Genomic DNA, 25,608 nt, shown 5'->3' on the forward strand with positions numbered 1-25,608 from the left:
CTAGGGAAATCGGGCGGGGTGATCAATCCCCGCGATTAGCGGCGATAGCGCACTGAACGGCAGGTGCGGACCTTGCGACCGTTGCGCCAGCGATTATTGCAGACGCGGCGCGTGCCCCAACGGTTGCGGTTGTTGCGATAACCACGATTATTGCGATAGCCGCGATTGTCACGGCGCACCACGGTGCGCTCGCGCACGACGACTGCCTGCGTGGCGACGGCAGCGCCGGCCACGGCAACGGTGGCAGCGGACGGTGCGGCAGCGGCGCTGGCCGATACCGGGGCCAGGCTCAGCGCGCCGAGCATGCCGGCGGCGATCAATCCCAGAAACTTCATGTTCATCTCCTGTGAGCGCCGTATTCGGCACGGAAGCGGAACGGTCGCTCGCTTTTACTGTTCCGATCAGCCCGGCATTTTTACGGTTAAGCTGGCGGTTACCGCGTCGAGCCGGATCTGGCAGGCCAGCCGGCTGGTCCGCGTCGCGCCGGTGGCGAAATCGAGCATGTCCTCCTCGTCAGCGCTCGCCGGCGGCAGCAGCGCGAAATCTTCGGGCGCGATGATGACATGGCAGGTACAACACGCCATCTGGCCGTCGCACGTGCCTTCCAGCGGCTGGCCGTCGGCCTGGGCAAGATCCAGCAGGCGGTCACCGGGGCGCCCCTCCACCTCGCGGATCGTCCCGTCGGTGGCGATGAAACGGATAAGGATCACTGACAGCCTGCCCTCACATGCGCTTCCCCGACAAAGACCCGGGGCCAGTCGGAAAGGTCGCGACGCTGCGTAGCGCCTATCGCCCGCCGTTTCGCAGCTGGGGCCCGGCCCTCGCCTGGAAAGCTGCGTGTTGATGAAGGCAATACGCTCACCCCGCCACCCGCTGCGCTTCCGCCGCGGTAACGATGCGGTCGATGGCCTCCCGCACCTCCGCTTCCGTCGTGTAGCGCCCGAACCCCAGCCGGATGCTCGACCGTGCTTCCGCCTCGCTCAGCCCGATCGCGCGCAACACGTGGCTGGAGCGCCCCGACCCGCTGGCGCAGGCCGAGCCGGCGGAGAAGGCGATGTCGCGCAATTCGGACATCAGGCGAGCAACATCGAGCCCGTCGCGGCGGATGTTGAGGTTACCTAGGTAACGGTCAGCGATCGAGCCATTCACCAACCACTCTCCGTCACCCCGGACTTGGTCCGGGGTCCAACCCTCCATGGACGCTGGCGTCTGGGGCGCGTTGGCCCCCGGACCAAGCCCGGGGTGACGGCGCAAGGCAGTCGTCGCGGTTTCCCACAAGCGCGCCACATGCGCCGCATCCGCCGCGCGCCGCGCGCCCATCAGCTGCGCCGCGACGCCAAACCCCACACACAGAGCCGGCGACAGCGTTCCCGATCGGCCGCCCGCCTCCTGCCCACCGCCATGCAGCAGCGGTGCCAGCGTCACGCCATCGCGCATCCACAACGCCCCCACGCCCTTCGGCCCGTAAATCTTGTGCCCCGACACCGCGATCAGATCGCACGTCGCCGGAAGTTCGACCCGCCCGTAACCCTGCACCGCATCGCACAGCATCAGCGCCCCCGCGGCATGCGCCCGCGCCGCCAGCGCCGCGATCGGCTGCACCACGCCGATTTCGTTATTGACCAGCATCGCCGCGACCAAGGCAGTACCCGGCACGATCGCCGCCCGTGCCATATCGAGATCAACCAGCCCATCCGCCCCCACCGGCAATACGACGATCTCGCGTCCCTGCCCGGCCAGCGCTTCCACCGTATCGAGGACCGCGGCATGCTCGGTGGCCAGCGTCACGATCCGCCCCGGGGGCCCGTTCACGTTGACCCCCTTGATCGCCCAATTGAGCGCCTCGGTCGCGCCGCTGGTAAAGGCGATGCGGCCGTTCGCGGGCAGCAGCGCGGCGACCTGCGCCCGCGCGACCTGCACCGCCGCCTTGGCCTTGCGCCCGGCGGCATGCGGCGAATGCGGGTTGGCGAAATTGTCGCGCAGCCACGGCAACATCGCCTCGAACGCTTGCGGGGCCAGCGGCGTGGTCGCCTGGTAATCAAGATAGATCATGCCACGAAACGCTGCTTGGCGCGCGCAATGGACCGCCACGCGGCGATTAACGCGCGCACCTCCTCTTCGGTCGTCGCCCGGCCGAAGCTGGCGCGTACCACTTCGCGCTTGGCCGCATCGGGCAGGCCGATCGCGCCCAGCACGTGGCTCGGCTTCATGCTGCCCGAGGCGCAGGCACTTCCTGCCGAGACGGCAAAGCCCGCCGCATCGAAATCGATCAGCTGCACGAAGCTCGCCACGCCCGGCATTCGATACGCGCCGATCGCGGCATGGCGCGGCGATCCCGCGCCGATCACCTCCCCGCCCGAACGCAGCACCGCATCGTCGAGCAACGCGCGCAGCCGCTGATGCTCCGCCAGCGCTTCCGGCTCGGCCAGCGCGGCGGCATAACCGAGTATGGCGGGCACATTCTCCGTCCCCGCCCGATAGCCGCGCTCCTGCCCCCCGGTGGGCGTCAACGTGCCGAGATCGCGCACCAGCAACGCGCCCACGCCCGGTGGCCCGCCGCGCTTATGCGCCGACAGCGCGACGAAATCGGCCTGCGCGGCGACATCCTGATCAGCGCCGGCCGGCATCTGCGCGGCATCGACCAGCAGCAACGAGCCGGCGGCATGCACCGCCGCGGCGATCACCGCGATCGGCTGGCGCACCCCCGTCTCGCTATTGGCCCATTGCACGGTGACCAGCGCCGGCACCCCCGCCAGCGCTTCGGCCAGCGCCTCCACTGAGACGATGCCATCCGCCCCCACCGGCAGCACCACCGTCTCCGGCCCGGCCCAGCGCATCACCGCATCATGCTCCACCGCCGTGATGATCCGCCGCGCCGGCAGCGCGCGCTGCGCGGCGATGGCGAGCGATTCGCTGGCCCCGCTGGTGAACAGCGTTTCCCCTGCCCAGCCATAAGCCGCCGCCACCGCGCGCCGCGCCTCTTCCAGCGCCGCCCTGGCCGCGCGCCCCTCGGCATGCGGCGACGACGGGTTGGCCCAGCGCGCCATCGCCTCGATCATCGCGGCCCGCGCGGCGGGCAGGATCGGCGTGGTCGCCGCATGGTCGAGATACACTCGATCGGGGGAAGAAGCGGTCAGGAGTCGTTCCAATTGCGAAAGTAAGCCGGTTTCTTATATAGCGCGCACATTCCAGCGCTCCACGTCCGTCTGAGGTGGGGCCCCAGATTAGTCAGCAGGTCCCATGCCAGAAGTCATTTTCCCCGGCCCCGAAGGCCGTCTCGAAGGTCGTTTTTCCCCGGGACCGCGCCCGCGCGCGCCGGTCGCCATGATCCTCCATCCGCACCCGACCGCGGGCGGCACGATGAACAACAAGATCGTGCAGGAGCTGTACAAGACCTTCCAGCGCCGCGGCTTCGCCACGCTCCGCTTCAATTTCCGTGGCGTCGGCAAGAGCCAGGGTACGTTCGACAACGGCATTGGCGAGCTCTCCGATGCGGCCTCGGCGCTCGATTGGGTGCAGAGCTTTCACCCCGAAGCCTCGACCACCTGGATCGCCGGATTCAGCTTCGGTGCCTGGATCGGCATGCAATTGCTGATGCGCCGCCCGGAAATCCGCGGCTTCATCTCGGTCGCTCCGCCCGCCAACATGTATGATTTCACGTTCCTCGCGCCGTGCCCGGCCAGCGGCATCATCATCCAGGGCGAGAATGACGAAGTCTCGCCCCCGCTCGCCACGCAGAAGCTGGTCGACAAGCTGCGCACGCAGAAGCACATCACCATCCACCACGACACGATTCCGAAGGCCAACCATTTCTTCGAGCACGAGATGCCCGAGCTGATGGGCAGCGTGGACAAATATCTGGATATGCGGCTCGATCCCAACTCGCCGATCCGCTGACTTTCCCCGTCATCCCGGGCTTGTCCCGGGGTGACGATCGGACGGGTCGGCCAACGCGCGTCACATCGTCCAGATCAGCACGTTGGCGAGCAACACACCCGCCATCACCAGCATCAGCACCGCGCGTTTGCGCTCGCGCCCCGTGGCCAGCAGATACACGCCGCCCACCACACAGGCGAACACGCCAAGCATGGCAATGGCAGGCGCGGCGGCACCGATCCCGGTGAGTGTGTCCGTGTTCATGACGCCCCCTTAGCCGATCAATCCGCGCCGGCCAGCACCCGGCCATAGGCCAGGCGATCGACATTGCCGCCGGACAACACCACCAGCATCCCGGCATGCGGCGCGACCTTGCCCGCCAGCAGCGCCGCCAGCGCCACCGCCCCGCCCGGCTCGACCACCAGCCGCAAGCGCTCCGCCGCCCAGCGTTGCGCGGTGCGAATCTCCGCCTCGCTGACCGCCACGCCGCGCGCGTCGCGCCGCGCCAGCACATCGAAGGTCAGCGGCGAGACGCGAATCGTCTGCAACGCGTCGCACGCCGTCGGCGGGGGATTGGGCTCGACCGGTTCGATCCACCCCGCCTCGAGCGAGCGGCGCATATCGTCCCAGCCTGCCGGCTCGACCACGGTGATCGCGGCATCCGGCAGGCCCAGCGCAATCCCCGCCGCCAGCCCCCCGCCGCCGCATGGCACCACGGCGTGCACCACCGGCCCCAGCCCCAGTGCGTCCATCTGCGCCGCCGCCTCGATCCCGGCGCTGCCCTGCCCCTCGATCACCCAGGGATCATCGAAGCTCGGCACCAGCACCGCGCCGCGCGCCGCGGCGAGCTGCGCGGCGATCGATTCGCGGCTTTCGGTGGCGCGATCGTAACTGACGATTTCGGCCCCCAAGGCGAGCGTACCGTCGCGTTTCGACACGGGCGCATCGGCCGGCATGACGATCACCGCGGGCATGCCCAGCCGCTTGGCCGCCCAGGCCACGCCCTGCGCATGATTGCCCGAGGAGAAGGCGACAACGCCTTTGCGGCGCTGTTCCGGGTCAATCGCGGTGAGCCGATGCCATGCACCGCGCAGCTTGAACGCGCCAACGGGTTGCACACACTCGCACTTGAAAGCGATCTTTATACCGTTGATTTCGCAGGTTAATAATGGGCTTACCGGGACCACCGCGGCGATCTTGGCGGTGGCATCGCGCACCCCGGCGCGCGTCGGCTGTCTTATAAATGTCACTTTTTGCCTCCGGGGGTCCATTACCGCTTTACATCGCCGAAGCACGACCCTATTTCGCCCTTCCGCTGCCCCATGGGACTTCCAACCGCAAGGCAGTGTTTCGTGAACTTGTCTACGGACATTGGAGGTCCCTTGAATTGCACAAGCATCATAACGCGCTGGGGTTAGCGACCACCCATTCGACCGGGTCCCGCTCGGTCATCGAGATCGCCAACACCAAGCCGGTCCAGCCGGTGACCCTGATTCGCCCGCACGCCGCGGCGCGCGCCGCCCGCTTCTTCGTCGAGAAGTTTCCGGGCCGGTCGCTCTATGCCGTGAAGGCCAATCCCTCGCCGGGCCTGCTGCAGGTTCTGTGGGACAACGGCATTACGCATTACGACGTTGCCTCGATTGGCGAGGTACGGCTCGTGGCGCGCACGCTGCCCGAGGCGACGCTGTGCTTCATGCATCCGGTGAAAGCGTCGGAAGCAATCGAAGAAGCGTATTTCACGCACGGCTGCCGCACCTTCAGCCTCGACTCGCTCGAGGAACTGGAAAAGATCCAGATCGCCACGCGGTACGCGGAGGATCTGACGCTGTGCGTTCGCCTGCGCGTATCGTCGGAGCATTCCATGCTCAGCCTGGCCTCGAAGTTCGGCGCCGCGCCGCACGAGACCAAGGAGCTTTTGTTCGCCGCGCGCCAGGCGGCGGATGCGCTGGGCATCTGCTTCCATGTCGGCTCGCAGGCCATGACGCCGGAGGCGTATGCCAACGCGCTGGAGCGCGTCCGCGCGGCGATCGTCGAAGCGGCGGTCACGGTCGACGTGATCGACGTCGGTGGTGGTTTTCCGTCATCCTATCCGGGCATGGAACCGCCCCCGCTGGAGCGCTATTTCGAGACGATCCACCGTGCGTTCGAATCGCTGCCGGTCAGCTATTCGTCTGAATTGTGGGCTGAACCGGGCCGTGCGTTGTGCGCTGAATACAGCTCGTTGATCGTGCGCGTCGAACGACGCCGCGGCGACGAATTGTACATCAACGATGGCGCTTACGGCGCGTTGTTCGATGCCGCGCATATCGGCTGGCGCTTCCCGGTGCAGCTGCTGCGCGAGCCCGACAGCCGCGCGCGCGATATGGCGTTCAGCTTTTACGGGCCGACCTGCGACGATATGGATCACATGGTCGGTCCCTTCATGCTGCCCGCCGATACCGGCGCCGGCGATTATATCGAAATCGGCATGCTCGGTGCCTATGGCTGCGCGATGCGCACCGCGTTCAATGGCTTCGGCTCGGACGAGACGGTGATCATGCAGGACGAACCGATGGTGTCGCTGTACCTCGATGCCGAAGACGAGGTCGCGTCGAACGTCGTTACGCTGTAACAGGCGTCTCCTAAGCTTTACGAATACCGGGCGGCCCAGCACTGGGCCGCCCGTTCACGGGTTCCCGCGTCCCCTCAACGACGGCGGCTCTTGAAGACGGAACTCCCATGACCGAAACCACACTCTCCAACCGCAAGGCGGAACTGCTCTCGACGCCGGTCGAGCATATCGACATCACCAGCTTCGACGCGCGCCCGATCGTCGACGCGATGAAAAAGATGAGCTTCACCAGCCGCGACCTCGGCCGCGCGACCGACATCTACAACCAGATGCTGGCCGATCCCGATTGCTCGATCTTCCTCGTCATCGCCGGCTCGACCTCGGCCGGTGGCTGCATGGATCTGTATGCCGAGCTGCTGCGCAACAACATGATCGACGGCATCGTCGCCACCGGCGCCACGATCGTCGACATGGATTTCTTCGAGGGCCTCGGCCACAAGCATTATCAGGCATTGGAAGTGCCGGATGATGATACGCTGCGGTCGCTGCTGATCGACAGGATCTACGACACCTATATCGACGAAGAGCAGCTCCAGCACGTCGATCACACGATCTTCGAGATCGCCGAGACGCTTGAGCCACGGCCATATTCGAGCCGCGAGTTCATCCGTGAGATGGGCAAGTATCTCACGCAGCACGGCAAAAAGGAGAACAGCCTCGTCAAGCTCGCCTACGAGCATGACGTGCCGATCTTCTGCCCCGCATTCGTCGACAGCTCGGCAGGGTTCGGCCTCGTCAAGCATCAGGTCGATGCCGTGAAGGCGGGCAAGCCTTACATGGTGCTCGACGCGATCGCCGATTTCCGGGAGCTTACCGAGATCAAGATCAAGGCGGGCACGACGGGCCTGCTGATGATCGGCGGCGGCGTGCCCAAGAACTTCATCCAAGACACCGTGGTCTGCGCCGAAATCCTCGGCCATGACGACGTTCAGGTGCACAAGTACGCCGTGCAGATAACCGTCGCCGACGTGCGCGATGGCGCCTGCTCATCATCGACGCTGCAGGAAGCGGCCTCGTGGGGCAAGGTGAACACCGGCATCGAGCAGATGGTGTTTGCCGAGGCAGGCAGCGTGATGCCGCTGCTGGCATCGGACGCGTATCATCGCGGCTTGTGGAAAAACCGCGTCAAGCGTCGCTGGGGTGCCAGCTTCGACTGATCACGCAAGTTTGGCTTATCACTGAGCGGCGGCGACCTCCACAAAGGTCGCCGCCCGCTGGTGCAGCCGCGCGGCTGAGCCAGCCAGCGTATGCGACATGGCGTGCAGCGCTTCGGCATCGCCGCCGATGGCGGTCGCGCCTTCACTGATCTGGCGAATCCGCATCACCATATCGGCGCCCGCCTCGACCGACTGATCGACGCTTGCGGCGATGATCCGTGTGGCATCGTGCTGCTGATCGAGCGCCTGATCGATCAGCAACGAAATGTCCGCGATAGCGGCAATCGCCTGCTCGATGCCGCGATGCCCATCAACGACATGATCAAGCACACCGTGCACTTGCGTGACATGGCCCGCAATATCGCGCGCCGCGACGCTCGTCTGCATGGCGAGCATCTTCACCTCGTTGGCGACCACGGCGAAGCCACGCCCGGCCTCGCCCGCGCGCGCGGCCTCGATACTGGCATTCAGCGCGAGCATATTGGTCTGCGCAGCAATCCGCTGGATAAGCGCCAGCATATCGTTGATTGATTGCGCGGTGGTGCTCAGCGCAACCATTCGTGCGCCCGCCGTTCCGACAGCGCTTTGCGCATCGCGCCGAATCCGCCGCGCCTCGGCGGTCTGCGCGACGATTCCATCGAGCGAGGTAGCCAGTCGCCGCCCGCCGCGGGCAATGTCATCCATCGCGTCGGCCGTCTGGCCTTGCGCAATGGCAACGGAGGTGGCTTCCTGGCTGGTATCCTCGGCGCGCCCGGACAGTTGCCGTGCAACCTGCTGCACCGTGGCGGCGACGCCGCTCAGTTCGCTCGATAGCGCCGCGATATCGGCGGTGAACGCGCGGCTGGCGATATCCAGACGCTCGGCGCGCGCCACCCGCTCACTCGCCAAGGCGAGATCGCGATCGGCGGCGAGGCGCACATAATCACGGTGGTCGATGATCTCGTGAAAAACGCCATGGCGCGTCAGGATCAACCCATCATCGCTGCCCGATTCTGCATAGATGCTCAGCAAACGCTGAACCGACAGCCCCTTATCCGCGCTGGGGCATGGTCGCACCAAGGTATGCAGCGATCCACCGATGGCCGGGTTTTGCATCAGCGCGTGGCCGTAGGGATTGAACAATATCCCCCGCACATCGAGCTCGCGAATGATGCCGACGGGACGGCCGTCGGTGGCGATTACGGGTAAGGAGCGCATATCGGGATGCCGGCGGAACATCTCGATCACCGCTGACAATGCCGCGCCATGCTGGACCGTGGCGAAACGGCCGCTCCCCGTGCCCAGCGATGGCAAAGAGGTGGGGCGCAGGACAGCGGGGTCGAATTTCATGGGGGTCGTTTATGCCGCACAGAGTTAACGGCGGGTTTGGCTTTGATGACGGTTTGATGACCAACGTCATTTTATCTGGCGCGCCCGATCATGATCAACCAAGTTAAAACACGTTCGGAAAGCGCGGCGAAAAGGGGAGCGACATGCACAGCGAAATCTTGAAGCCAATGGTAGCCTTGATCGCCTGGACACTCCTAATGCTGCTGTGGACGATGGCAACACGACTACCAGCGATGAAAGCAGCCGGCGTTGATCTAGGTCGACTGGTCGGTTCCAAACCGGCCGATGCCGACCAGGCACTACCCCGCGAAGTGCAGTGGAAGGCGCATAATTACAATCATCTGATGGAACAACCTACGTTGTTCTATGCCGTGTGCCTGATCATCGCGTTGACCGGCACGGGCAACGGCATCAATGCTTGGATCGCCTGGGCTTATGTCGCGCTGCGCATCGCGCACAGCATCTGGCAGGCCATGATCAACAAGGTATCGGTGCGCTTCGCGTTGTTCCTCGGCTCGTCACTCGCCCTGGTCGCGCTAACGCTCCACGCCGCGATGGCCGTTTTCCAGACGCATAGCGGCTGACACAACTAACGGCGCGGACTCTCGCCCGCGCCGCCATGCCGTCGATCTTTCGGGTTCGCGCCCAAATGATTACTTGACGGTCATCTTATCGGCCATGGCCACGGCATCGTCGATGTCCGCAGCACCGCCCTGATCGCCATCGCTGGTCAAGCCAGCGCCGGGACCGGCACCGAGATCAACACCAGTGCGCGGATCGCTCGTCGGATCGGACATGGTGCGTGCTGCCAATTGCGCCGCAACCTTGGTGTCGTCACTGTCCAGCCCGACGGTCGCCGTGCCGTCACCGCCGTCGATCGGCATGGTCTCGGCCAGATCGTCGATGCGCTGCCACTGATCGCCCGAATTCCACGGGCCTTCCATGTCGCCCTCACCCTGCGAGGTGTTAACGTAAATGTTGGCATATTTCTCGATCGCCGGCAGCTTGCCGGTCGGGAAGTTGTTCTCGATCGCGTACAACGCCTTTTCAAATGACTTCTGATGCGCCACTTCGCGCGTCATCAGGAAGCCCAAGGCGTCCTTGATGCCGGGATCGTCCGTGATCGCGATCAGACGTTCGTAAACGATCTTGGCGCGCGCCTCGGCCGCGATATTTGAACGCAAATCTGCAGTCGGTTCACCGCGGCTGTCGATATAGGCGGCGGTCCATGGCACGCCTGCGGAGTCGCACAGCGCCGGGCCGCCGCCGAACAGCAACGCGCCCTTGGCGGAACTGCCCGATGCACCGATCATGCGATACAGCTCGACTTCATTCTTGGCCGCTTCGGACAATTGCGCTTTCACGCCCTTGTTGAGCATGGCGACGATCGAACCGATCACTTCGAGGTGGCTCAATTCTTCCGTGGCGATATCGAGCAGCAAATCCTTGCGACCCGCATCGTCTTCGCCAAGCCCTTGCGTGAAATAGCGCATTGCCGCGGCCAATTCGCCATCGGCCCCGCCGAACTGCTCAAGCATCATTGTTGCAAGATGCGGATTTGGTTCCGAAACGCGAACGGTATATTGTAACCGCTTATTGTGCATGAACATGGTAAAATCTCCGTGAAGCTCGAATGTCCCAACCGGCCGACGGCCGTTACGTTCCTGCCACCGGCGCCACTACTGACCTAGATCAGCGTGATTTGGCTGTTTCGCAATTCGAGCTGAGCGAGATCAGCCAAAAATGCGGCGCGTGGCGCGATCGAGCATGACCAATTGCCACAGCGTATGCCCATGATCGCCATGGCCGGCACGGTGGTCAGCCGCCAACGTTGCGATGACGGACGGATCGAACCAGTTGGAGAGAATACGCGACTTGGTTAACGCGGCTGCTTCGCCCGCCAGCGGCCCCCGGAACCACGCGCTGATCGGCGTAACAAAGCCCTTCTGGCCCCGCTGCGGGATGTCGGCGGGCAGATAGCAAGCCATGCTCTGCTTCAGAAGCCAATTGCCCTGCCCGCGGCGCACGCGCATCGACACCGGCAGCCGCTGGGCGAATTCGATCAGACGATGATCGAGCAGCGGCGCGCGCGCTGCCAAGCTCACCGCCATGCTCGTGCGGTCGGCCTTGGCAAGAACGTTGCCGGGCAGCCAATGCTGAAAATCGGCATATTGCGCGCGATCGAGCGCGTCGCGCGCCGGCGCGTCGTGCATGCTGCGGACATAGCGATCCTCGGCCCGATGGCCGCCCAGCGCGCGCTTCGCCGCATCGGAGAACAGCCGCGCGCGCAGCGCCGGCGTGGTGACCCCTACCGCATGGGCATAAGCCTCAGCGCCGTCTTCGGCCAGCGCCAGCAAGGTGGATCTGGCGCGGAGCGGCGGCGGCGCCCAATCGGCCTTGGGGTAATGCCGACCAAGCGCGCCGAACACGCGCACCCGCAGCGCCGCTGGCAGTAGCGCGCGGACCCGCTCCTCGGCCCGTTGGAAGCGATAGCGACGATGCCCGGCAAAGCCCTCATCCGCGCCATCGCCCGACAACGCAACCGTCATCTCCTCGCGTGCCAGCTCACACAGACGGTAAATGGCCAGCGCCGAGGCATCGGCAAACGGTTCGTCGAACGCTGTGACCAATGGATCGATCAGCGCGACGTCATCCGCCGCGACAACGCGCGCGCGGTGATCGGTGGCAAAGCGCCGTGCCACCTGCGCGGCGTGGCTACGCTCATCATGCCCCGCCCTGCCATACCCGACCGTGCAGGTCTTGACGGCCTTGGACGACGCCTCGGCCATCAACGCGACCACCGCTGCGCTATCGACGCCGCCGGACAGCAACGCCCCCAGCGGCACGTCCGCGACCATCCGCGATCGCACCGCATCGCGCAGCAACGAGACGAGTTCCTCCTCCAGCGCCTTGGCCGATCCGGTGGCGCGGTTGGAGAAATCCGCGCCCCACCAGCGCGATGGCGCCGGCACCGGTTTGCCGCGTTCGATCAGCAGCGCATGGCCGGCAGCGAGCTTGCGGACCCCGGCGACGATGCACGCGTCATCCGGCACGTACCCCAAGGCCATATAATCTTCGATCGCGCGGATATCGGGTTCGCGCCGCAGCAGAGGATGCGCGAGCAAACCCTTGAGTTCAGACGAAAAGGCGACTGCGCCATCGGATAGCTCGGCATAATGGAGCGGCTTTACGCCCAGTCGGTCGCGCGCCAGGAACAAGCACTGGCGACGGCTGTCATGCAGCGCGAAGGCGATTTCGCCATTGAGCCGATCAAGCATTGCCGGGCCCCATAGCGTCCAACCGTGCAACAACACCTCGGTATCGCCGGTGGTGGCGAACACCGCGCCGCGCGCCTGCAATTCCGCCCGCAGCGCGATGTAATTATAGATCTCGCCATCGCACGTGACGGTCAACGCGCCATCCGCGCTGGACATGGGTTGCGGCGATCCGGCAAGGTCGATGATCGCCAAGCGACGATGGCCGAGCCCGACCCCCGGCGCGGTCCACACGCCCGATCCATCCGGCCCGCGATGCGCCTGCGCATCGGCCATCGCACGAATCCTCGCCGGGTCGACCGGTTTGGGTGTGGCGGGATAGTAAAGACCGGCAAGGCCGCTCATTGATCAGGTTCCAGCACTAGCCATCGTCATCCCGAACGCGCTCCGGAATGCCAGCGCCGTCAGCCGCACCGCGCCATCATCGGTTGGGCTAATGACCGCGCCGGACGCGGGAAACAAGCATGACATGCCCAAACGCGCCAACCTGCATTCAGTTATCGAAGGAGCGCGGATGCCGCTCGATCAGCCCGCCGCGACGGCGCGCACCGCCTTGGCATCGGGGCGCAAGTCTACCTCCACCCAGTGGACCAGCAGCGTCAACACGCGGCGCAGCGCTGCTTCCTGCTCGGCGATCCGTGCTTCGAGCGCCGCGATACGCTCGATCAGGGCGGATTCGTTGCCCGCCGGCTCGGGTGCAGGGACGCGTGCTGGAGTCGCGTGAACCGATGGCGGTTCGCTGGGCGGCGGAGCAGGGAATAGCGGCCGTGGCCCCTGCCCTGGCAAAGGAACGTCCGCGGCCCGCCTCGACGTGTCGGTCGACGCGGCTGGCGGCGATGGCGGGGGCGTTTCGCGCATCACCGGCGCGAGCGGCGGGCGGGCATGCCCGGCAATCTCGGCCAGGACCGCCTCGATCACCTTGCGATCGATGACCTCGATCTGCTCGACCGCCCCAAACAGCAGCACGCGCGCGACCAATTGGTTGAGCCGGCGCGGCACGCCGGCCGAGGCCTCATAGAATGCGCGATAGGCATCTTCGGTAAAGTGTGGATTGCCCCGCCAGCCGACCAGCGACAAGCGATGCACCATATAGGGCTGCACTTCCTCGGCAGCCATCGGATCAAGATGATGCATCGCGATAACGCGCTGGCGCAATTGCTCGAGCCGATCCGAACCGTGCAGGCGTTCGCGAAATTCGGGCTGACCGAGCAGCAATATCTGCAGCAGCGCCTGGCCGCCGGCCTGGAAATTGGAGAGCATGCGCAGTTCTTCGAGGCTTGATACCGGCAGCGCCTGCGCTTCATCGACGATCAACAGGGTGCGCTTGCCCGCGCGCGCCATCGCGTGCAGCGCGCGCTCGATCGCGGTAAGCAAGTGCGATTTGGTCAGCGTTGCCGTCTCGATGCCGAGCCCGCCGGCGCACAACCGCAGCAGATCATCCGCCTCGATCTGCGTCGAAACAATCTTGATGACGTGCAGCCGCTCACGATCGATGGTTGCCATCAGATGGCCGACCAAGGTGGTCTTGCCCGCGCCGACATCACCGGTGATGACGATAAAGCCCTCGCCCTGGCTTAACCCGTAGCCCAGATACGCCATCGCCTTGCGGTGCGTGGCCGTTTCGAACCAGAAGCGCGGGTCCGGCGTTAGCTGGAACGGGCGACCGCTCAATCCATAATGGTCGTCGTACATCGTCACCACCTTGCGCAGGCGGGGGCCATGCCACGCCGACTTGTTAAGATCACGAATCAAGCAAACGCTCACCGATTGCGACGCTGTCGCGACCCCGACCGGGCGCGGGCCGAAGCCTGATCCTATTCGCACTGTCGCATAAAATTATAGGATGCCGAGCGACGCCGTGGGGCCGGTCCTGCCAAATTACGCTATTATAGTCAGTCGTACTGACTGATTTGATGACCAGCTTTGGTACAAGCCGTTTTCACAATGATTGGCAAACACATAGTGTTGTTGGCCGATCTGCTCAAGATTCTGGTCACGCTGCGCTCGAGCTCAGCAAGCGTCAGGACCGCCGAGCAGCGATCAGTTCGAGCGGCCGGGGGTGACCGAGAAAGCCGATAGGGCTCGCGGACAGTCCATAGGCACCGGCGAGGAATACCGCGATCAGATCGCCCGGGCGCGCGACGGGGAGCGTGACCCGGTCGGCAAGCCGGTCGAGTGGGGTGCACAGGCAACCGACGATACTGACGGTCTCCGTCGGGGTGCCGGCAACGGCAGTCGCGACCGCTACCGGATAATTGCGCTTCACCACGGTGCCGAAATTGCCCGATGCGGCCAATTGATGATGCAGCCCGCCATCGACGACGAGGAATGTCTCCCCCCGGCTTTCTTTGCGCTCGATCACCCGTGTCAGATACACGCCGCATTCGCCGACGATGTAGCGCCCGAGCTCGATCGCGAACCTCGCGTCAGCCAAGATGGCCGCACGCGCCTGCAGCGCCGACGCCAACCCCGCGCCGATCGCCGTCAGGTCAATCGGCGTGTCACCGGCAAAATAGGGAATGCCGAACCCGCCGCCGAGATTTACCAGCGGTGGCGGAGCGCCGACCTCTTCGGACAATCGCGCCGCCAGCGCGATGGTCGCCGCCTGCGTCTCAATGATGGCGGCGCTATCGAGCGATTGCGACCCGGCAAAAATGTGCCAGCCGCGCCAATCCGCGCCAGCGGCGCGCAATCGCACCACCACACCGGCCGCCGCGCCGGCATCGATGCCAAACGGCGAGGCGCGCCCGCCCATCTTCATGCCCGAGCCACGAAGCTCAAAATCGGGGTTGACCCGTACCGCCAGCCGGGGCGGCACGCCAAGTCGCGCGCCCGCCGCCAGCGCCCGATCGCACTCGCCGGACGATTCCAGGTTGATTGTTGCCCCGGCACGGATCGCCGCCTCGAGTTCCCGATCCTTCTTGCCCGGCCCGGCAAAGCTGATCGATGATGCCGCCTTGCTTTTCAACGCAATGGCCAGTTCGCCGCCCGATGCGACATCGAGGCCATGGAACAACGGCGCCACCGCCGCCACCATAACAGGGAGCGGATTGGCTTTGATGGCATAATGGATGTCCACGCCGGGCAGTGCCGATCGCAGCGCCGCGGCCTGCGCCGCCACTACCTCAAGATCATAAACGAACAGCGGCGTATCGCCTTCCGCCGCCCAGGCATCCGCCGAACGACCACCAATCATTAGTGGTCCCTCGCCCGAAAACGCGGCCGGGATGGTCCCCATCGGCTTCATGTCGCCAACCCAGCCGTCGCGACGATCGCAGTGCGATAGCGGGTTCTTGCCAAGCTGGCGCCAAATAACCTGCCGCCGACCATTGCGTGCAGCTTGGTTACACGATCCAGGCGCCCGGCGCGCGCGCGCTCGGCAACTCCGCATCGCGGCGCCAACGGTTCTGCGCCGCCGCCCATAACCATATCGCCGATCACTAAACTTCTCCTTTCAAAACAGCGCGATCGAGCTTGCCATTGGCATTACGTGGCAGCTCCGCCCGCCACACATACCGCCCGGGTTGCATGAAGCTCGGCAGTTCGCGCCGCAACCGCGCGCGTAGCGCGTCCTCGGCCGTGCCGTCCCCACGCGCCACGACGACGATGGCCTGCCCAAGTCGCGGATCGGGCACTCCCAAGGCCACTGCCTCGGCCACTTCGCCGCCGGCCAGCACAGCTTCCTCGATCTCGGTGGGGCTGATTCGGTTGCCGGCGGATTTGATCATCTCGTCATCACGCCCGACAAAACGAAACAGCCCGTCCGTTCCCTCGATCACCGTGTCGCCGGACCACACCGCCTTGCCACCCATCGTTGCCCAAACCGGCGCATCGCGAAATCGCGCCGCCGTCCGCTCGGCATCGCGCCAATAGCCTTGCGCAACCAATGGGCCGGCATGGACCAGCTCGCCCGCCTCGCCGGGGCTGGCGCGCGATCCATCCGCCCGCGCGACCATCACGTCGGCAAAGGGGATCGCTTGACCCATCGCATCGGGATGCGCCGCCACCAGATGCGGCGCCAGATAAGTCGAGCGGAACGCCTCGGTCAGCCCGTACATCGGATACAGGTCTGCCACCGGAAAGCGTTCCCGCATCCGGCCAATGAGCCGGGGCGTCAGGGCGCCACCCGAATTGGTCAGGCGGCGCAGGCGGGCCGCGGTCTGCGCGGGCCAGTCCGTCTCCAGCAGTTGCAGCCACAGCGGCGGAACACCGGCCAGCGTGGTCGCCTCGACACGCTCGACCGCTTTCACGACGTCGCGGGCAGTGAGATAATCGAGCGGCGCATAGCAAGCGCCCGCCGCCCAAGTGGAGAAAAGCTGGTTCTGCCCGTAATCGAAGCTCAGCGGCAGCACGCCGAGCACGCGATCCATCGGCGTCAGCTTGAGATAATGCGCGACCGAAATCGCCCCGAGCCACAGATTGGCATGGCTTAGCATCACGCCCTTGGGCCGCCCGGTGGATCCGGATGTATACAGGATCGCGGCCAAAGCGGCAGGATCGGACGACGAGGGCGGGAGCATATCGTCCGAAACGATATGCTCCTCAAGCATCACCTGGCACCCCGCCGGCACGTCACCCGTCTCCAGCGTCGTTGCCCGCCCCGCTTGCGACACCAGGATCGACGCGCCGCTATCGGCGAGGATATGCGCGACCTGGGTGCGCTTGAGCATCGGATTGATCGGCACATGGATCAATCCGGCGCGGGGGACCGCCATTGGCAGCACACAGGCGATCCGCGTCTTGGGCAGCCAGGAGGCGATACGCGCCCCCGGCGGCAGACCGAGCCCGGCGAGCCATGCCGCGGTACGCCCGACCAGCGCCTCAAGCGCTGCGAAATCGAGGCTTCCGGCCTTGTCGAGCACCGCAATGTCGGTCGCGGTGCCGCGGCGCGGCAGATGGTCGATGGGCAGCGGCAGGGGATCTAGCGGGATCATGCGGCCTTGATACGCATGATCCGCGACAATCCAAGCCGTCGTCGGCAAACGACCGATGGCGACGCACAGCCTGCTGCACCGCGACCGCAAGCCTTGGCATCCACCTCGCCAGGCTCTAACGGCGATTCGGAAAAGCGCCGCATCATTAAGGGTTACCCACTTGCTGCCAGACGATATCGACCAGATCGACGCCACCGTGCGCGCCGTGCTCCGTGACGTGCTTGGCCTGTCGCAAGACCGCGTCGATGCATTTCGCAGCGAAACCCCGTTGTTCGGCGCGCTGCCCGAACTCGATTCGATGGCAGTTGCGGGCCTGCTGACCGAGCTGGAAGAGCGGCTCGCCATCCTGATCGAAGACGATGAGGTGGATGGCGAAATGCTCGAAAGCTTCGGCGCGCTGGTGCGCTTTGCGGGCGCCAAGGCGATCCACTAGCCCGCGCTGGCGCCCGCCCCGATGCGGGCCGGACGCCAAGCCAATCCCGCCGATTACTCCGCCGCGACGGCGAGATGATCGAACTCCGCCGCCGCGAGGAAGCGCTCGGCATCGAGCGCGGCCATGCAGCCGGTGCCCGCCGCGGTGACCGCCTGACGGTAGACCTTGTCCATCACATCGCCGCAGGCGAACACGCCGGGCACGCTGGTGCGCGTGCTGCCCGGCTCGACGGCGATATAATGATCCTCGTCGAGCGCGATGTGGCCACGGAACAGCTCGGTCGCCGGATGGTGGCCGATGGCGACGAACCCGCCCTCGACATCGACGCGCGACATTTCGCCCGTCACGGTATCGCGCAACTCCAGCGCGACAAGGCCGCTGGTGCCGCCGCCATCGACGAATTCGACGACTTCCTTGTTCCACAGCACGGTCACGCCCTTATGCGCGAACAGCCGCTCCTGCAGGATCTTCTCGGCGCGGAAACTGTCGCGACGGTGGATCAGCACCACATCGGGCGAATGGTTGGTGAGGTACAGCGCCTCCTCCACCGCGGTATTGCCGCCGCCGATCACGGCGACCTTCTTGCCACGATAGAAGAAGCCGTCGCACGTGGCGCAGGCGCTGACGCCCTTGCCCTTCAAAGCCTCCTCGCTGTCGAGGCCAAGCCATTTGGCCTGCGCGCCGGTGGCGATGACCAACGTGTCGCCTTCATACACGTCGCCGCCATCGCCGATCAGGCGGAACGGCCGGCGGCTGACATCGACCTCGACGATCGTATCCCACATCATGCGCGTGCCGACATGCTCGGCCTGCGCCTGCATCTCCTGCATCAGCCACGGGCCCTGGATAACCTCACGGAAGCCGGGATAATTCTCGACATCGGTGGTGGTGGTGAGCTGACCGCCCGGCTGGATGCCCTGCACGACGATCGGCTCCATGCCCGCACGCGCGGCATAAATGGCGGCGGACAGGCCGGCCGGGCCGGAGCCGAGGATGAGCATCTTGGTCTTGTGCGTGGTCATGAACATTTCCGTGGTAACGAAGCGGCGCTTCTAGGGCGCGGTGGGGTTGGCAGCAACATGGGAGCGGCGGGGCCAAGGTTAAAGCGCCGCGCCGTGCGACGGGCGGGCGATTCGCGCCTCGGGGTGGTGGGACTTGCGCTGGTTAAGTGACTGATTCCGTGTGAGCGACCCGCGCGAATGTTGACAATGTTGAGACGCTGGCGCGGTTTTTCGGGGGGCGTCTCAACATTGGCCGTAGCGGGGCATGGGGCGGGATCGATCGGCATTGTGCTGAGAATAATTGGTGCGCGGCGTGTAGGACAGCATTCTTTCGCGCGCCGCCTCACCCCCGATCATCACCCCGGACTTGTTCCGGGGTCTGCCGTGCCGCACACATCATCTTGTCAATCGTGCGGCACGTGGATCCCGGACCAAGTCCGGGATGACGGCAATAGGGTGGGAAACGATGCTCAATATGATTTTCACGCTGGCAATGGCCGCTCAGGCAGCACCGACCTTAGCGCCCCCGCCCCCGCCCGTGCCCCCACCCCCCGCCACCGTGCGTGTTGCGCTCGATACCGCCGCGGGGCGTATCGTGCTCGCGCTGGAAAAAGAGCGCGCGCCGATCACCACCGCCAATTTCCTGAAATATGTCGATCAGAAACGGCTCGACGGGATCGGCTTCTATCGTACCGCCAAGGGCGGGCCGGCGTTCGGCTTCGTCCAGTTCGGCGTGCAGAATGCGCCCAAGCGCGTGCTGCCGCCGATCAAGCACGAGCCGACCACGCAGACCGGGATCAGGCATCTGAGCGGCACGATCTCGATCGCGCGTTATGCCCCCGGCACGGCCAGCGGCGATTTCACCATCATGGTCGGCGATCAGCCGGCGCTCGACGCCGACCCCGCGGCGCCGGGCGACAATCTCGGCTATGCCGCGTTCGGGCATGTGGTGGAGGGGATGGAAGTGATCCAGCGCATCCTCGACGCGCCGACCTCGGCCACCGCGGGCGAGGGCATGATGAAGGGACAGATGATCGTGCCGCCGATCCTGATCCGGAGTGCCCGGCGGTTGCCGTGACGGGATGGTGGTGGATTGGGCATATTTTTGCCCGTCGCTCCGGTCCAAGCCGAGGGCAGCGAACCCAGACAGCAGGTATGCGGCTGCCCACCCCTTCGTCACCCCGGGCCTGACCCGGGGTCCCGCTTTTTGCCTTATGCAATCGTGTCGAAAAGGTCTCGCCATTCGGGATTGCCCCGTTCGATCAAGGTGATCTTCCACGCACGCCGCCAGCGTTTGAGACGTTTTTCGTGCGCGATGGCATCGTTGATCGATGGTGTATGGTCGGCCCAGACCAGCCGGTGCAGGCCGTAGCGCCGGCAGAAGTCCGACCCATCGCCCCCCCGATGCTGGTTAATTCGTGCCGCCAGATCGGCGGTGACGCCGACATACATGGCGCCACGATACCGATCGGCCATAATATATACCCAGCCGCCGCGATTCCCATCGCGGTAGAGAATTAGAAGCGGGACCCCGGGTCAAGCCCGGGGTGACGTTAGGAGAGGTCTGCTCGTCGCGGATCGAGGGGTTTTGCGCCGTCTGGGGACAGTCTGGTCCCGCCCACGGGACCGAGCCAAAACATCGATCGCAGAAGAAGAATGGTAGCGAAGGAGGGACTTGAACCCCCGACCCCAGGATTATGATTCCCGTGCTCTAACCAGCTGAGCTACTTCGCCACGACAAGCCGTTGTTGCTTGCGAGGCGCGGGCTATAGGAAGCGGTTATCGGGCGGTCAAGCGAACATATGCCGCGACAGCGGCTCCCACGGGCCACCGCGATACCACCAGCTGGCCAGACCGGCGACGGCGACGCTGCGGGGGCGGAAATCCGTGGCCAATTCGGCCTGCAGCGCCTTGGCCTGATACGGCTCGACCTTGTTCTGGATCGTCACGTGCGGCCGCCAGCCGGCGGCGTCCTGCGGGGTCAGCATCGCGGCAAAGGCATCGCGCAGGCGATCGCGGATATCCTCCAGTTCGGGCGATTCGATGCGGAAGGCGACGCCGCGGCCGAGCGACATCAGCCCGGCGATGCGCGCCTGCGGCGCGGGCACGCCGCGCGTTTCCCCCGCCAGGCGTTGCTTGAGCTCGGCCTCCAGCGAGGGCGGGAGATGGTGGAACATGGTGAGGTGCGCGGCGAGCTGGTTGCGCTCGGGCGGGAAATGCGCCTTGCGCAGGCCATCGAAATAGGCGGTGTCCGCCTTGCCGAACACGGCGGTGACGATAATCGGCGCGGGGATCGGCGCGGGTATCGCGGCCGGCGGACTCAAATCTCGACCTGGCTGCCCAGCTCGACCACGCGGTTGGTGGGCAAGCGGAAGAATTCCATCGCGCTTTCGGCGTTACGCAGCATCCAGGCGAACAGTTTCTCGCGCCATACCATCATGCCCGGCCGCTCGGAGGCCAGCAAAGTCTGCCGCGAGAGGAAGAAGCTGGTATCCATCATGCGGAAGTCGGCGCCACATTGGTGAATGCGGGCCAGCGCGGCGGGCACGTCCGGTTCCTGCATGAAGCCGTATTTGAGCACCATGCGATGGAAGCCCTGCCCCAGATCCTCGAGATGGCAGCGCCCGTCATCGGCCTGATACGGCACATCCATGATCTTCACGGTGAGCAGGATGATGCGATCGTGCAGCACCTTGTTATGCTTGAGATTGTGCAGCAGCGCGTGCGGCACGCCCTCGGGCGTCGAGGTCATGAACACCGCGGTGCCGGGCACGCGCGTGGCCGCAGTGGCGGCGGACTGGATGAACACCTTGATCGGCATGGCGCCTTCGCGCAGCCGATCGATCATCAATTTGCGCCCCTTCGACCAGGTGGTCAGGAACGTGAAGATGATGAAGCCGACGAGCAGCGGGAACCAGCCGCCATCGGGCACCTTGGTGAGATTCGCGGCGAGATAGGCGCCATCGACCAGGAACAGGACGCCGAGCAGGGGCACGGCAAAATAAGTCGGCCAGTTCCACAGGCGGAACAGCACGACCGCCAACAGGCACGTATCGATCATCATCGCGCCGGTGACCGCGATGCCATAGGCCGAAGTAAGATTGGACGAGGAGCGGAATGCCAGCACCAGCAGCACCACCATGACCATCAGCAGCCAATTGACGAGCGGAATATAGATCTGCCCGGCGGTGGCGGCGCTGGTATGCTCGATGCGCAGGCGCGGCACGAAGCCCAGCTGGATCGCCTGCTGCGTGACCGAGAAGGCGCCGGTAATCACCGCTTGCGAGGCGATCACCGCCGCCGCGGTGGCGAGGATGACGAGCGGCAGCTGCAGCGATTCGGGCGCGAGCAGATAGAACGGGCTTTCCAGCGCGGACGCACCGACGCGCGACAGCAAGGCGCCCTGCCCCATATAATTGAGGATCAAGGCCGGCAGCACGAAGAACAGCCAGGACACGCGGATCGGATTGCGCCCGAAATGCCCCATATCGGCATACAGGGCCTCGGCGCCGGTGACTGCCAGCACGACCGAGCCCAACGCTAGGAAAGCGCGGAACGGATCGAGATAGAAAAACGCCACGGCATAATGCGGCGACAGCGACCAGAGGATTTCCGGCGTCTGCCATACGCTGATCACGCCCAATGTGGCGATCACCGCGAAATAGAGCAGCATGACGGGGCCGAAGAACAATCCGATCTTGGACGTACCGCTGCGCTGGATCGAGAACAGGCCGATCAGGATCACGACGGCGATCGGCAAGACCAACCCCGCCAGCGCCGGCTGCGCCACCGCCAGCCCTTCGACCGCGGACAGCACGGTGACCGCCGGGGTGATCATCGAATCGCCGTAGAACAAGGCTGTCGCGAAGACGCCGAGCAGGATGATGCCGCGCGTCCAGCGCCGGGTCGTCGTCTTGCCCGAGACGAGCGCGAGCAACGCCAGGCTGCCGCCCTCGCCCTTATTGTCCGCGCGCATGATGATGCTGACATATTTGACCGTGACGACGATCATCATCGACCAGAACATCAGGCTGACCACGCCCATGATGTGCAGCGGATCGAGCGCGAGCTTATGATGCCCGGCAAACGTCTCGCGGAACGCATAAAGCGGGCTGGTGCCGATATCGCCGAACACCACGCCGATCGCGCCGACCGAAAGCTTGATCAGCCCGTCATGATGGTGGCCATGGCCGCAATCTTCAGGCGTCAGGTCGCTGGGCATAGTAGCGCTCTGGCTGCTCACGATGCACGCGCCCCTTTGGCTGATCGACATTGCTGGCCCATGTGGAGCCGCGCCTAGCACCACGCCCCGGCACCCGCAACGGGACAAGTGGCTCGCGCGTTGCTATGATCGTATCATTCGAAACCGGAGTTTACCCACATGCGCGTCGGCGTTCCCAAGGAAATCAAGAATCACGAATATCGCGTCGGGCTGACCCCGCCCTCGGTGGTCGAACTGGTGGCGCAGGGGCATAGCGTGGTCGTGCAGACCGGCGCGGGGCTGGGCATAGACTTCGAGGACCAGGATTATATCGACGCGGGGGCGACGATCGTGGCCGACGCGCCGGCCGTGTTCACGCAGAGCGACATGATCGTGAAGGTGAAGGAGCCGCAGCCGAGCGAGATCGCCTTGCTGGAAGCGCGGCATCTGCTGTTCACCTATCTGCACCTCGCCGCGGACAAGCCGCAGGCGGAGGGGCTGATCCGCTCCGGCGCGACGTGCATCGCCTATGAGACGGTGACGGCGAACGATCGCTCGCTGCCGCTGTTGAAGCCGATGAGCGAAGTGGCCGGGCGCATGTCGATCCAGGTCGGCGCGCATTATCTGGAGAAGGAACAAGGCGGGCGCGGCGTGTTGCTGGGCGGCGTGCCGGGCGTGGCGCCGGCGCGGGTGGCGATTCTCGGCGGCGGCGTATCCGGCGTCAACGCCGCGCAGATGGCGGTGGGGATGCGCGCCGATGTCACGATCTACGACATTTCCAACGCGCGGCTGGCCGAGCTCGACATGTTTTTCGGCAGCCAGATCAAGACCGCTTATGCCAGCAAGGCGGCGATCGCCGCGGCAGTGAAGAATGCGCATCTGGTGATCGGCGCGGTGCTGGTGCCGGGCGCGGCGGCACCCAAATTGGTCACGCGCGAGATGCTCAAGACGATGAAGCGCGGCTCGGTGCTGGTGGATATCGCGATCGACCAGGGCGGCTGTTTCGAGACCAGCCATGCCACGACGCATGAGGACCCGGTGTTCGAAGTTGACGGCGTGATCCATTATTGCGTCGCCAACATGCCGGGCGCAGTGGCGCGGACCAGCACGTTTGCGCTCAACAACGCGACCTTGCCGTTCGTGATCAAACTGGCCAATCTGGGTGCCGAAGCGGCGATGGCGGCGGACGCGCATCTCGCCAACGGGCTCAACGTATCGGCGGGGAAGATCCGGCATGTCGCCGTGGCGGAAGCGCTGGACCTGCCGTTCGAGGCTTGGTCGGCGGGCTGAACAACGGGCGCCCGCTCCGCGTCACCCCAGCGCAGGCTGGGGTCTTCGTGGGGCGGTGGACGCGCCAACCCATTGAGATCCCAGCTTTCGCTGGGATGACAGTATGGAACATATAAGGAACATGGTCGTTCAGCCCTGGCAACCAGGAGATCACCGATGACCGACCAGAACCCCAAGGACCACCCGACCGGCAACGCGCAGAAGGACCCCGACGACTGGACCACCGGGGACGAGCCGATGACCGGCGCGCAGGCGAGCTATCTCAAGACGCTGAGCGAAGAGGCGCATGAAGAGTTCGACGATACGCTGAGCAAGGCGGAAGCCTCGAAGCATATCGATGCGCTGCAAGCGCAAACCGGGCGCGGGGCCGACTGAACCGGAGCGTTACGGCGGGGGCGGCGCCCCTGCCGTTTCGGCCAAAAACTGATCGAGCAGCGCCAGGCGAAGGGCGATCTGCGGCCGATAGGATACACTTTGCGGCGTCAGCGCCAGCGCGCGCGCCCAATAGGGCCGCGCCTTGGCGAACTCGCCGGCGCGGACATAAGCGAGGCCGAGGAAGAAGGGTGGTGCCGGATGCAGCGGGGCGAGCTGCCCGGCGCGGCGGAACGCGAACAGCGCCGTCGGCGAGACCTGCCCGCCGTCATGCGTGGCGAGCGCCGTGCCGAGCCCCGTCCACAAGGCCAGTGAGTCAGGATGATGGCGGATGCCGCCGAGGATCGCGCTGACCGCATAGCCGGGATTGCCGATGCGCGTCATCGCGTCCCCCGCGACGAGATAGGCGGTGTCGGCGCGGAAGCGGCCGAGCATGTCATCGCGCAGCGCGGTAAGCTCGGGATCGACCGGGATCGGATCGGCGTTGGCGCGCACGGGACGGCCGGCGAGCGACGGTTCGCCCTGCAAGGCATAGCCCGCCGCCCCCAGCATCAGCGCCGCGCCGACGAACGACCACAGACCGCGGGCAAGCCCGATGCGCCACAGCAACGCCGCCGTTGCCGCGCCGATGATGGCGAGCGCCGCCCAGCCCATCAGCCGCGCCGCCGCTTGAACAAGCCGCGCGCCAGCCACGCGCCGATGCCGAGCAGGATCAGCGGCAGCAGCCACAGCGGCGCGGTGAGCGCGTTGAACGGCGGATCATAGGTGACGTAATCGCCGTAGCTGGCGATCAGCGACTGGCGAATCTGCTGCGGGCTTTCGCCGGCGGCGATCCGCGTGCGCACCAGCGAACGCATGTCGCCGGCCATTTCCGCATCGCTATCCGAAATCGCCTGCCCCTGGCAGACGAGGCAGCGCAGCGTGGCCATCAGCGCGCGCGCCTGCGCTTCCTGCGCGGGATCGCGGAGTTGCGTATTGGCGTAGCGCGCGGGGGGGAGATTGCTGTCGGCCAGCGCGGGCATGGCGATGGCGAGCATCAGCCCCGCAATCGCCGTCATCCCGGACTTGGTCCGGGATCCAACGGCCCGCAAGCCAACCGTCCGTTGCTCATGCGGCACGGTGGATCCCG

The 25,608-nt window shown here is 65.5% G+C and carries 26 protein-coding genes and 1 tRNA gene; 8 read left to right on the plus strand and 19 right to left on the minus strand.

The features are described from left to right. Positions 1–35: 35 nt before the first annotated feature. The 4 genes from ABC969_RS01570 to ABC969_RS01585 form a co-directional block, all read right to left on the minus strand. The gene (locus ABC969_RS01570; RefSeq protein ID WP_345862496.1) at positions 36–335 is read right to left on the minus strand and encodes a hypothetical protein; all 300 of its coding nucleotides are present in this window, start codon (positions 333–335) and stop codon (positions 36–38) included. A gap of 66 nt (positions 336–401) precedes the next feature. Continuing rightward, positions 402–710 (minus strand): 2Fe-2S iron-sulfur cluster-binding family protein, encoded by a 309-nt coding sequence (locus tag ABC969_RS01575; protein ID WP_345862497.1) that lies wholly within the window; start codon positions 708–710, stop codon positions 402–404. A gap of 148 nt (positions 711–858) precedes the next feature. Then, positions 859–2,052, minus strand: coding sequence for a cysteine desulfurase family protein (locus ABC969_RS01580; RefSeq protein ID WP_345862498.1), 1,194 nt, complete (start codon positions 2,050–2,052; stop codon positions 859–861). Continuing rightward, positions 2,049–3,149, minus strand: a complete 1,101-nt coding sequence (locus tag ABC969_RS01585) for a cysteine desulfurase family protein (protein WP_345862500.1) — start codon at positions 3,147–3,149, stop codon at positions 2,049–2,051. The genes ABC969_RS01580 and ABC969_RS01585 overlap by 4 nt, the downstream gene beginning before the upstream one ends. Before the next feature lie 91 nt (positions 3,150–3,240). Between ABC969_RS01585 and ABC969_RS01590 the strand changes: the two genes are divergently transcribed. Further along, positions 3,241–3,897, plus strand: coding sequence for an alpha/beta hydrolase (locus tag ABC969_RS01590; protein WP_261294859.1), 657 nt, complete (start codon positions 3,241–3,243; stop codon positions 3,895–3,897). Positions 3,898–3,957: 60 nt separating this feature from the next. Here ABC969_RS01590 and ABC969_RS01595 read toward each other — a convergent pair whose 3' ends face one another. Next, positions 3,958–4,140 carry a hypothetical protein gene (locus ABC969_RS01595; RefSeq protein ID WP_345862505.1) on the minus strand — a complete coding sequence of 61 codons (183 nt, stop codon included), beginning with the start codon at positions 4,138–4,140 and terminating at the stop codon, positions 3,958–3,960. A 17-nt stretch (positions 4,141–4,157) separates the two neighbouring features. After that, on the minus strand, positions 4,158–5,126 hold the full coding sequence (locus ABC969_RS01600; protein WP_345862507.1) for a threonine ammonia-lyase: 969 nt from the start codon (positions 5,124–5,126) through the stop codon (positions 4,158–4,160). Between the two features lie 137 nt (positions 5,127–5,263). Between ABC969_RS01600 and ABC969_RS01605 the strand changes: the two genes are divergently transcribed. Together ABC969_RS01605 and ABC969_RS01610 are read left to right on the plus strand one after the other, a co-directional pair. Further along, a complete protein-coding gene (locus tag ABC969_RS01605) occupies positions 5,264–6,487 on the plus strand; it encodes a type III PLP-dependent enzyme (protein ID WP_345862508.1) in 1,224 nt (407 codons plus the stop codon). A gap of 107 nt (positions 6,488–6,594) precedes the next feature. Beyond that, the gene (locus ABC969_RS01610) at positions 6,595–7,644 is read left to right on the plus strand and encodes a 1,9-bis(guanidino)-5-aza-nonane synthase (RefSeq protein ID WP_345862510.1); all 1,050 of its coding nucleotides are present in this window, start codon (positions 6,595–6,597) and stop codon (positions 7,642–7,644) included. A gap of 18 nt (positions 7,645–7,662) precedes the next feature. On the opposite strand, the gene ABC969_RS01615 is transcribed toward ABC969_RS01610, so the two are convergent. Continuing rightward, the gene (locus ABC969_RS01615) at positions 7,663–8,973 is read right to left on the minus strand and encodes a methyl-accepting chemotaxis protein (protein ID WP_345862512.1); all 1,311 of its coding nucleotides are present in this window, start codon (positions 8,971–8,973) and stop codon (positions 7,663–7,665) included. 143 nt (positions 8,974–9,116) lie between these two features. Between ABC969_RS01615 and ABC969_RS01620 the strand changes: the two genes are divergently transcribed. Continuing rightward, on the plus strand, positions 9,117–9,557 hold the full coding sequence (locus tag ABC969_RS01620) for an MAPEG family protein (protein WP_345862515.1): 441 nt from the start codon (positions 9,117–9,119) through the stop codon (positions 9,555–9,557). Between the two features lie 69 nt (positions 9,558–9,626). On the opposite strand, the gene ABC969_RS01625 is transcribed toward ABC969_RS01620, so the two are convergent. From ABC969_RS01625 to ABC969_RS01645, 5 genes are all read right to left on the minus strand, one after another. Next, complete coding sequence (locus ABC969_RS01625) at positions 9,627–10,583, minus strand: manganese catalase family protein (protein ID WP_345862517.1); 957 nt, start codon at positions 10,581–10,583, stop codon at positions 9,627–9,629. A gap of 123 nt (positions 10,584–10,706) precedes the next feature. Then, positions 10,707–12,593, minus strand: a complete 1,887-nt coding sequence (gene asnB, locus ABC969_RS01630; protein WP_345862518.1) for an asparagine synthase (glutamine-hydrolyzing) — start codon at positions 12,591–12,593, stop codon at positions 10,707–10,709. A 180-nt stretch (positions 12,594–12,773) separates the two neighbouring features. Further along, positions 12,774–13,940 (minus strand): ExeA family protein, encoded by a 1,167-nt coding sequence (locus tag ABC969_RS01635; protein ID WP_345863785.1) that lies wholly within the window; start codon positions 13,938–13,940, stop codon positions 12,774–12,776. A 328-nt stretch (positions 13,941–14,268) separates the two neighbouring features. Further along, a complete protein-coding gene (locus ABC969_RS01640) occupies positions 14,269–15,495 on the minus strand; it encodes a pyridoxal-dependent decarboxylase, exosortase A system-associated (protein ID WP_345862519.1) in 1,227 nt (408 codons plus the stop codon). 193 nt (positions 15,496–15,688) lie between these two features. Next, positions 15,689–17,182, minus strand: a complete 1,494-nt coding sequence (locus tag ABC969_RS01645; RefSeq protein ID WP_345862520.1) for an AMP-binding protein — start codon at positions 17,180–17,182, stop codon at positions 15,689–15,691. 160 nt (positions 17,183–17,342) lie between these two features. On the opposite strand from ABC969_RS01645, the gene ABC969_RS01650 reads away from it, so the two are divergent. Further along, entirely contained in the window at positions 17,343–17,615 is a 273-nt protein-coding gene (locus tag ABC969_RS01650) for an acyl carrier protein (RefSeq protein WP_345862522.1), read from the plus strand. 53 nt (positions 17,616–17,668) lie between these two features. On the opposite strand, the gene trxB is transcribed toward ABC969_RS01650, so the two are convergent. Further along, positions 17,669–18,637, minus strand: a complete 969-nt coding sequence (trxB, locus tag ABC969_RS01655; protein WP_345862523.1) for a thioredoxin-disulfide reductase — start codon at positions 18,635–18,637, stop codon at positions 17,669–17,671. Positions 18,638–19,091: 454 nt separating this feature from the next. Between trxB and ABC969_RS01660 the strand changes: the two genes are divergently transcribed. Beyond that, positions 19,092–19,694, plus strand: coding sequence for a peptidylprolyl isomerase (locus tag ABC969_RS01660; RefSeq protein WP_345863786.1), 603 nt, complete (start codon positions 19,092–19,094; stop codon positions 19,692–19,694). Positions 19,695–19,828: 134 nt separating this feature from the next. On the opposite strand, the gene ABC969_RS01665 is transcribed toward ABC969_RS01660, so the two are convergent. From ABC969_RS01665 to ABC969_RS01680, 4 genes are all read right to left on the minus strand, one after another. Continuing rightward, positions 19,829–20,134, minus strand: a complete 306-nt coding sequence (locus tag ABC969_RS01665) for a GIY-YIG nuclease family protein (protein ID WP_345863787.1) — start codon at positions 20,132–20,134, stop codon at positions 19,829–19,831. Between the two features lie 139 nt (positions 20,135–20,273). Beyond that, positions 20,274–20,350 (minus strand) — tRNA-Met (locus ABC969_RS01670). Positions 20,351–20,406: 56 nt separating this feature from the next. Then, positions 20,407–20,940, minus strand: a complete 534-nt coding sequence (locus ABC969_RS01675) for a 2'-5' RNA ligase family protein (RefSeq protein WP_345862526.1) — start codon at positions 20,938–20,940, stop codon at positions 20,407–20,409. Next, complete coding sequence (locus tag ABC969_RS01680) at positions 20,937–22,838, minus strand: potassium transporter Kup (protein ID WP_345862527.1); 1,902 nt, start codon at positions 22,836–22,838, stop codon at positions 20,937–20,939. Before ABC969_RS01680 ends, ABC969_RS01675 begins: the two co-directional genes overlap by 4 nt. 159 nt (positions 22,839–22,997) lie before the next feature. Between ABC969_RS01680 and ald the strand changes: the two genes are divergently transcribed. Both ald and ABC969_RS01690 read left to right on the plus strand, forming a co-directional pair. Beyond that, positions 22,998–24,107 (plus strand): alanine dehydrogenase, encoded by a 1,110-nt coding sequence (gene ald / locus ABC969_RS01685; protein ID WP_345862528.1) that lies wholly within the window; start codon positions 22,998–23,000, stop codon positions 24,105–24,107. 156 nt (positions 24,108–24,263) lie between these two features. After that, positions 24,264–24,482 (plus strand): DUF3072 domain-containing protein, encoded by a 219-nt coding sequence (locus ABC969_RS01690; protein ID WP_345862529.1) that lies wholly within the window; start codon positions 24,264–24,266, stop codon positions 24,480–24,482. 9 nt (positions 24,483–24,491) lie between these two features. Here the strand turns inward: ABC969_RS01690 and ABC969_RS01695 are convergent, their stop codons facing one another. Both ABC969_RS01695 and ABC969_RS01700 read right to left on the minus strand, forming a co-directional pair. Beyond that, on the minus strand, positions 24,492–25,172 hold the full coding sequence (locus tag ABC969_RS01695; protein WP_345862530.1) for a tetratricopeptide repeat protein: 681 nt from the start codon (positions 25,170–25,172) through the stop codon (positions 24,492–24,494). Next, positions 25,133–25,537: a cytochrome c-type biogenesis protein gene (locus ABC969_RS01700; RefSeq protein WP_345862531.1), complete on the minus strand. Its 405-nt coding sequence runs from the start codon at positions 25,535–25,537 to the stop codon at positions 25,133–25,135. Before ABC969_RS01700 ends, ABC969_RS01695 begins: the two co-directional genes overlap by 40 nt. Positions 25,538–25,608 lie beyond the last annotated feature (71 nt).

Source organism: Sphingomonas qilianensis (genome assembly GCF_039614825.1).
In the GTDB taxonomy this organism is placed as follows: Bacteria; Pseudomonadota; Alphaproteobacteria; order Sphingomonadales; family Sphingomonadaceae; genus Sphingomonas; species Sphingomonas qilianensis.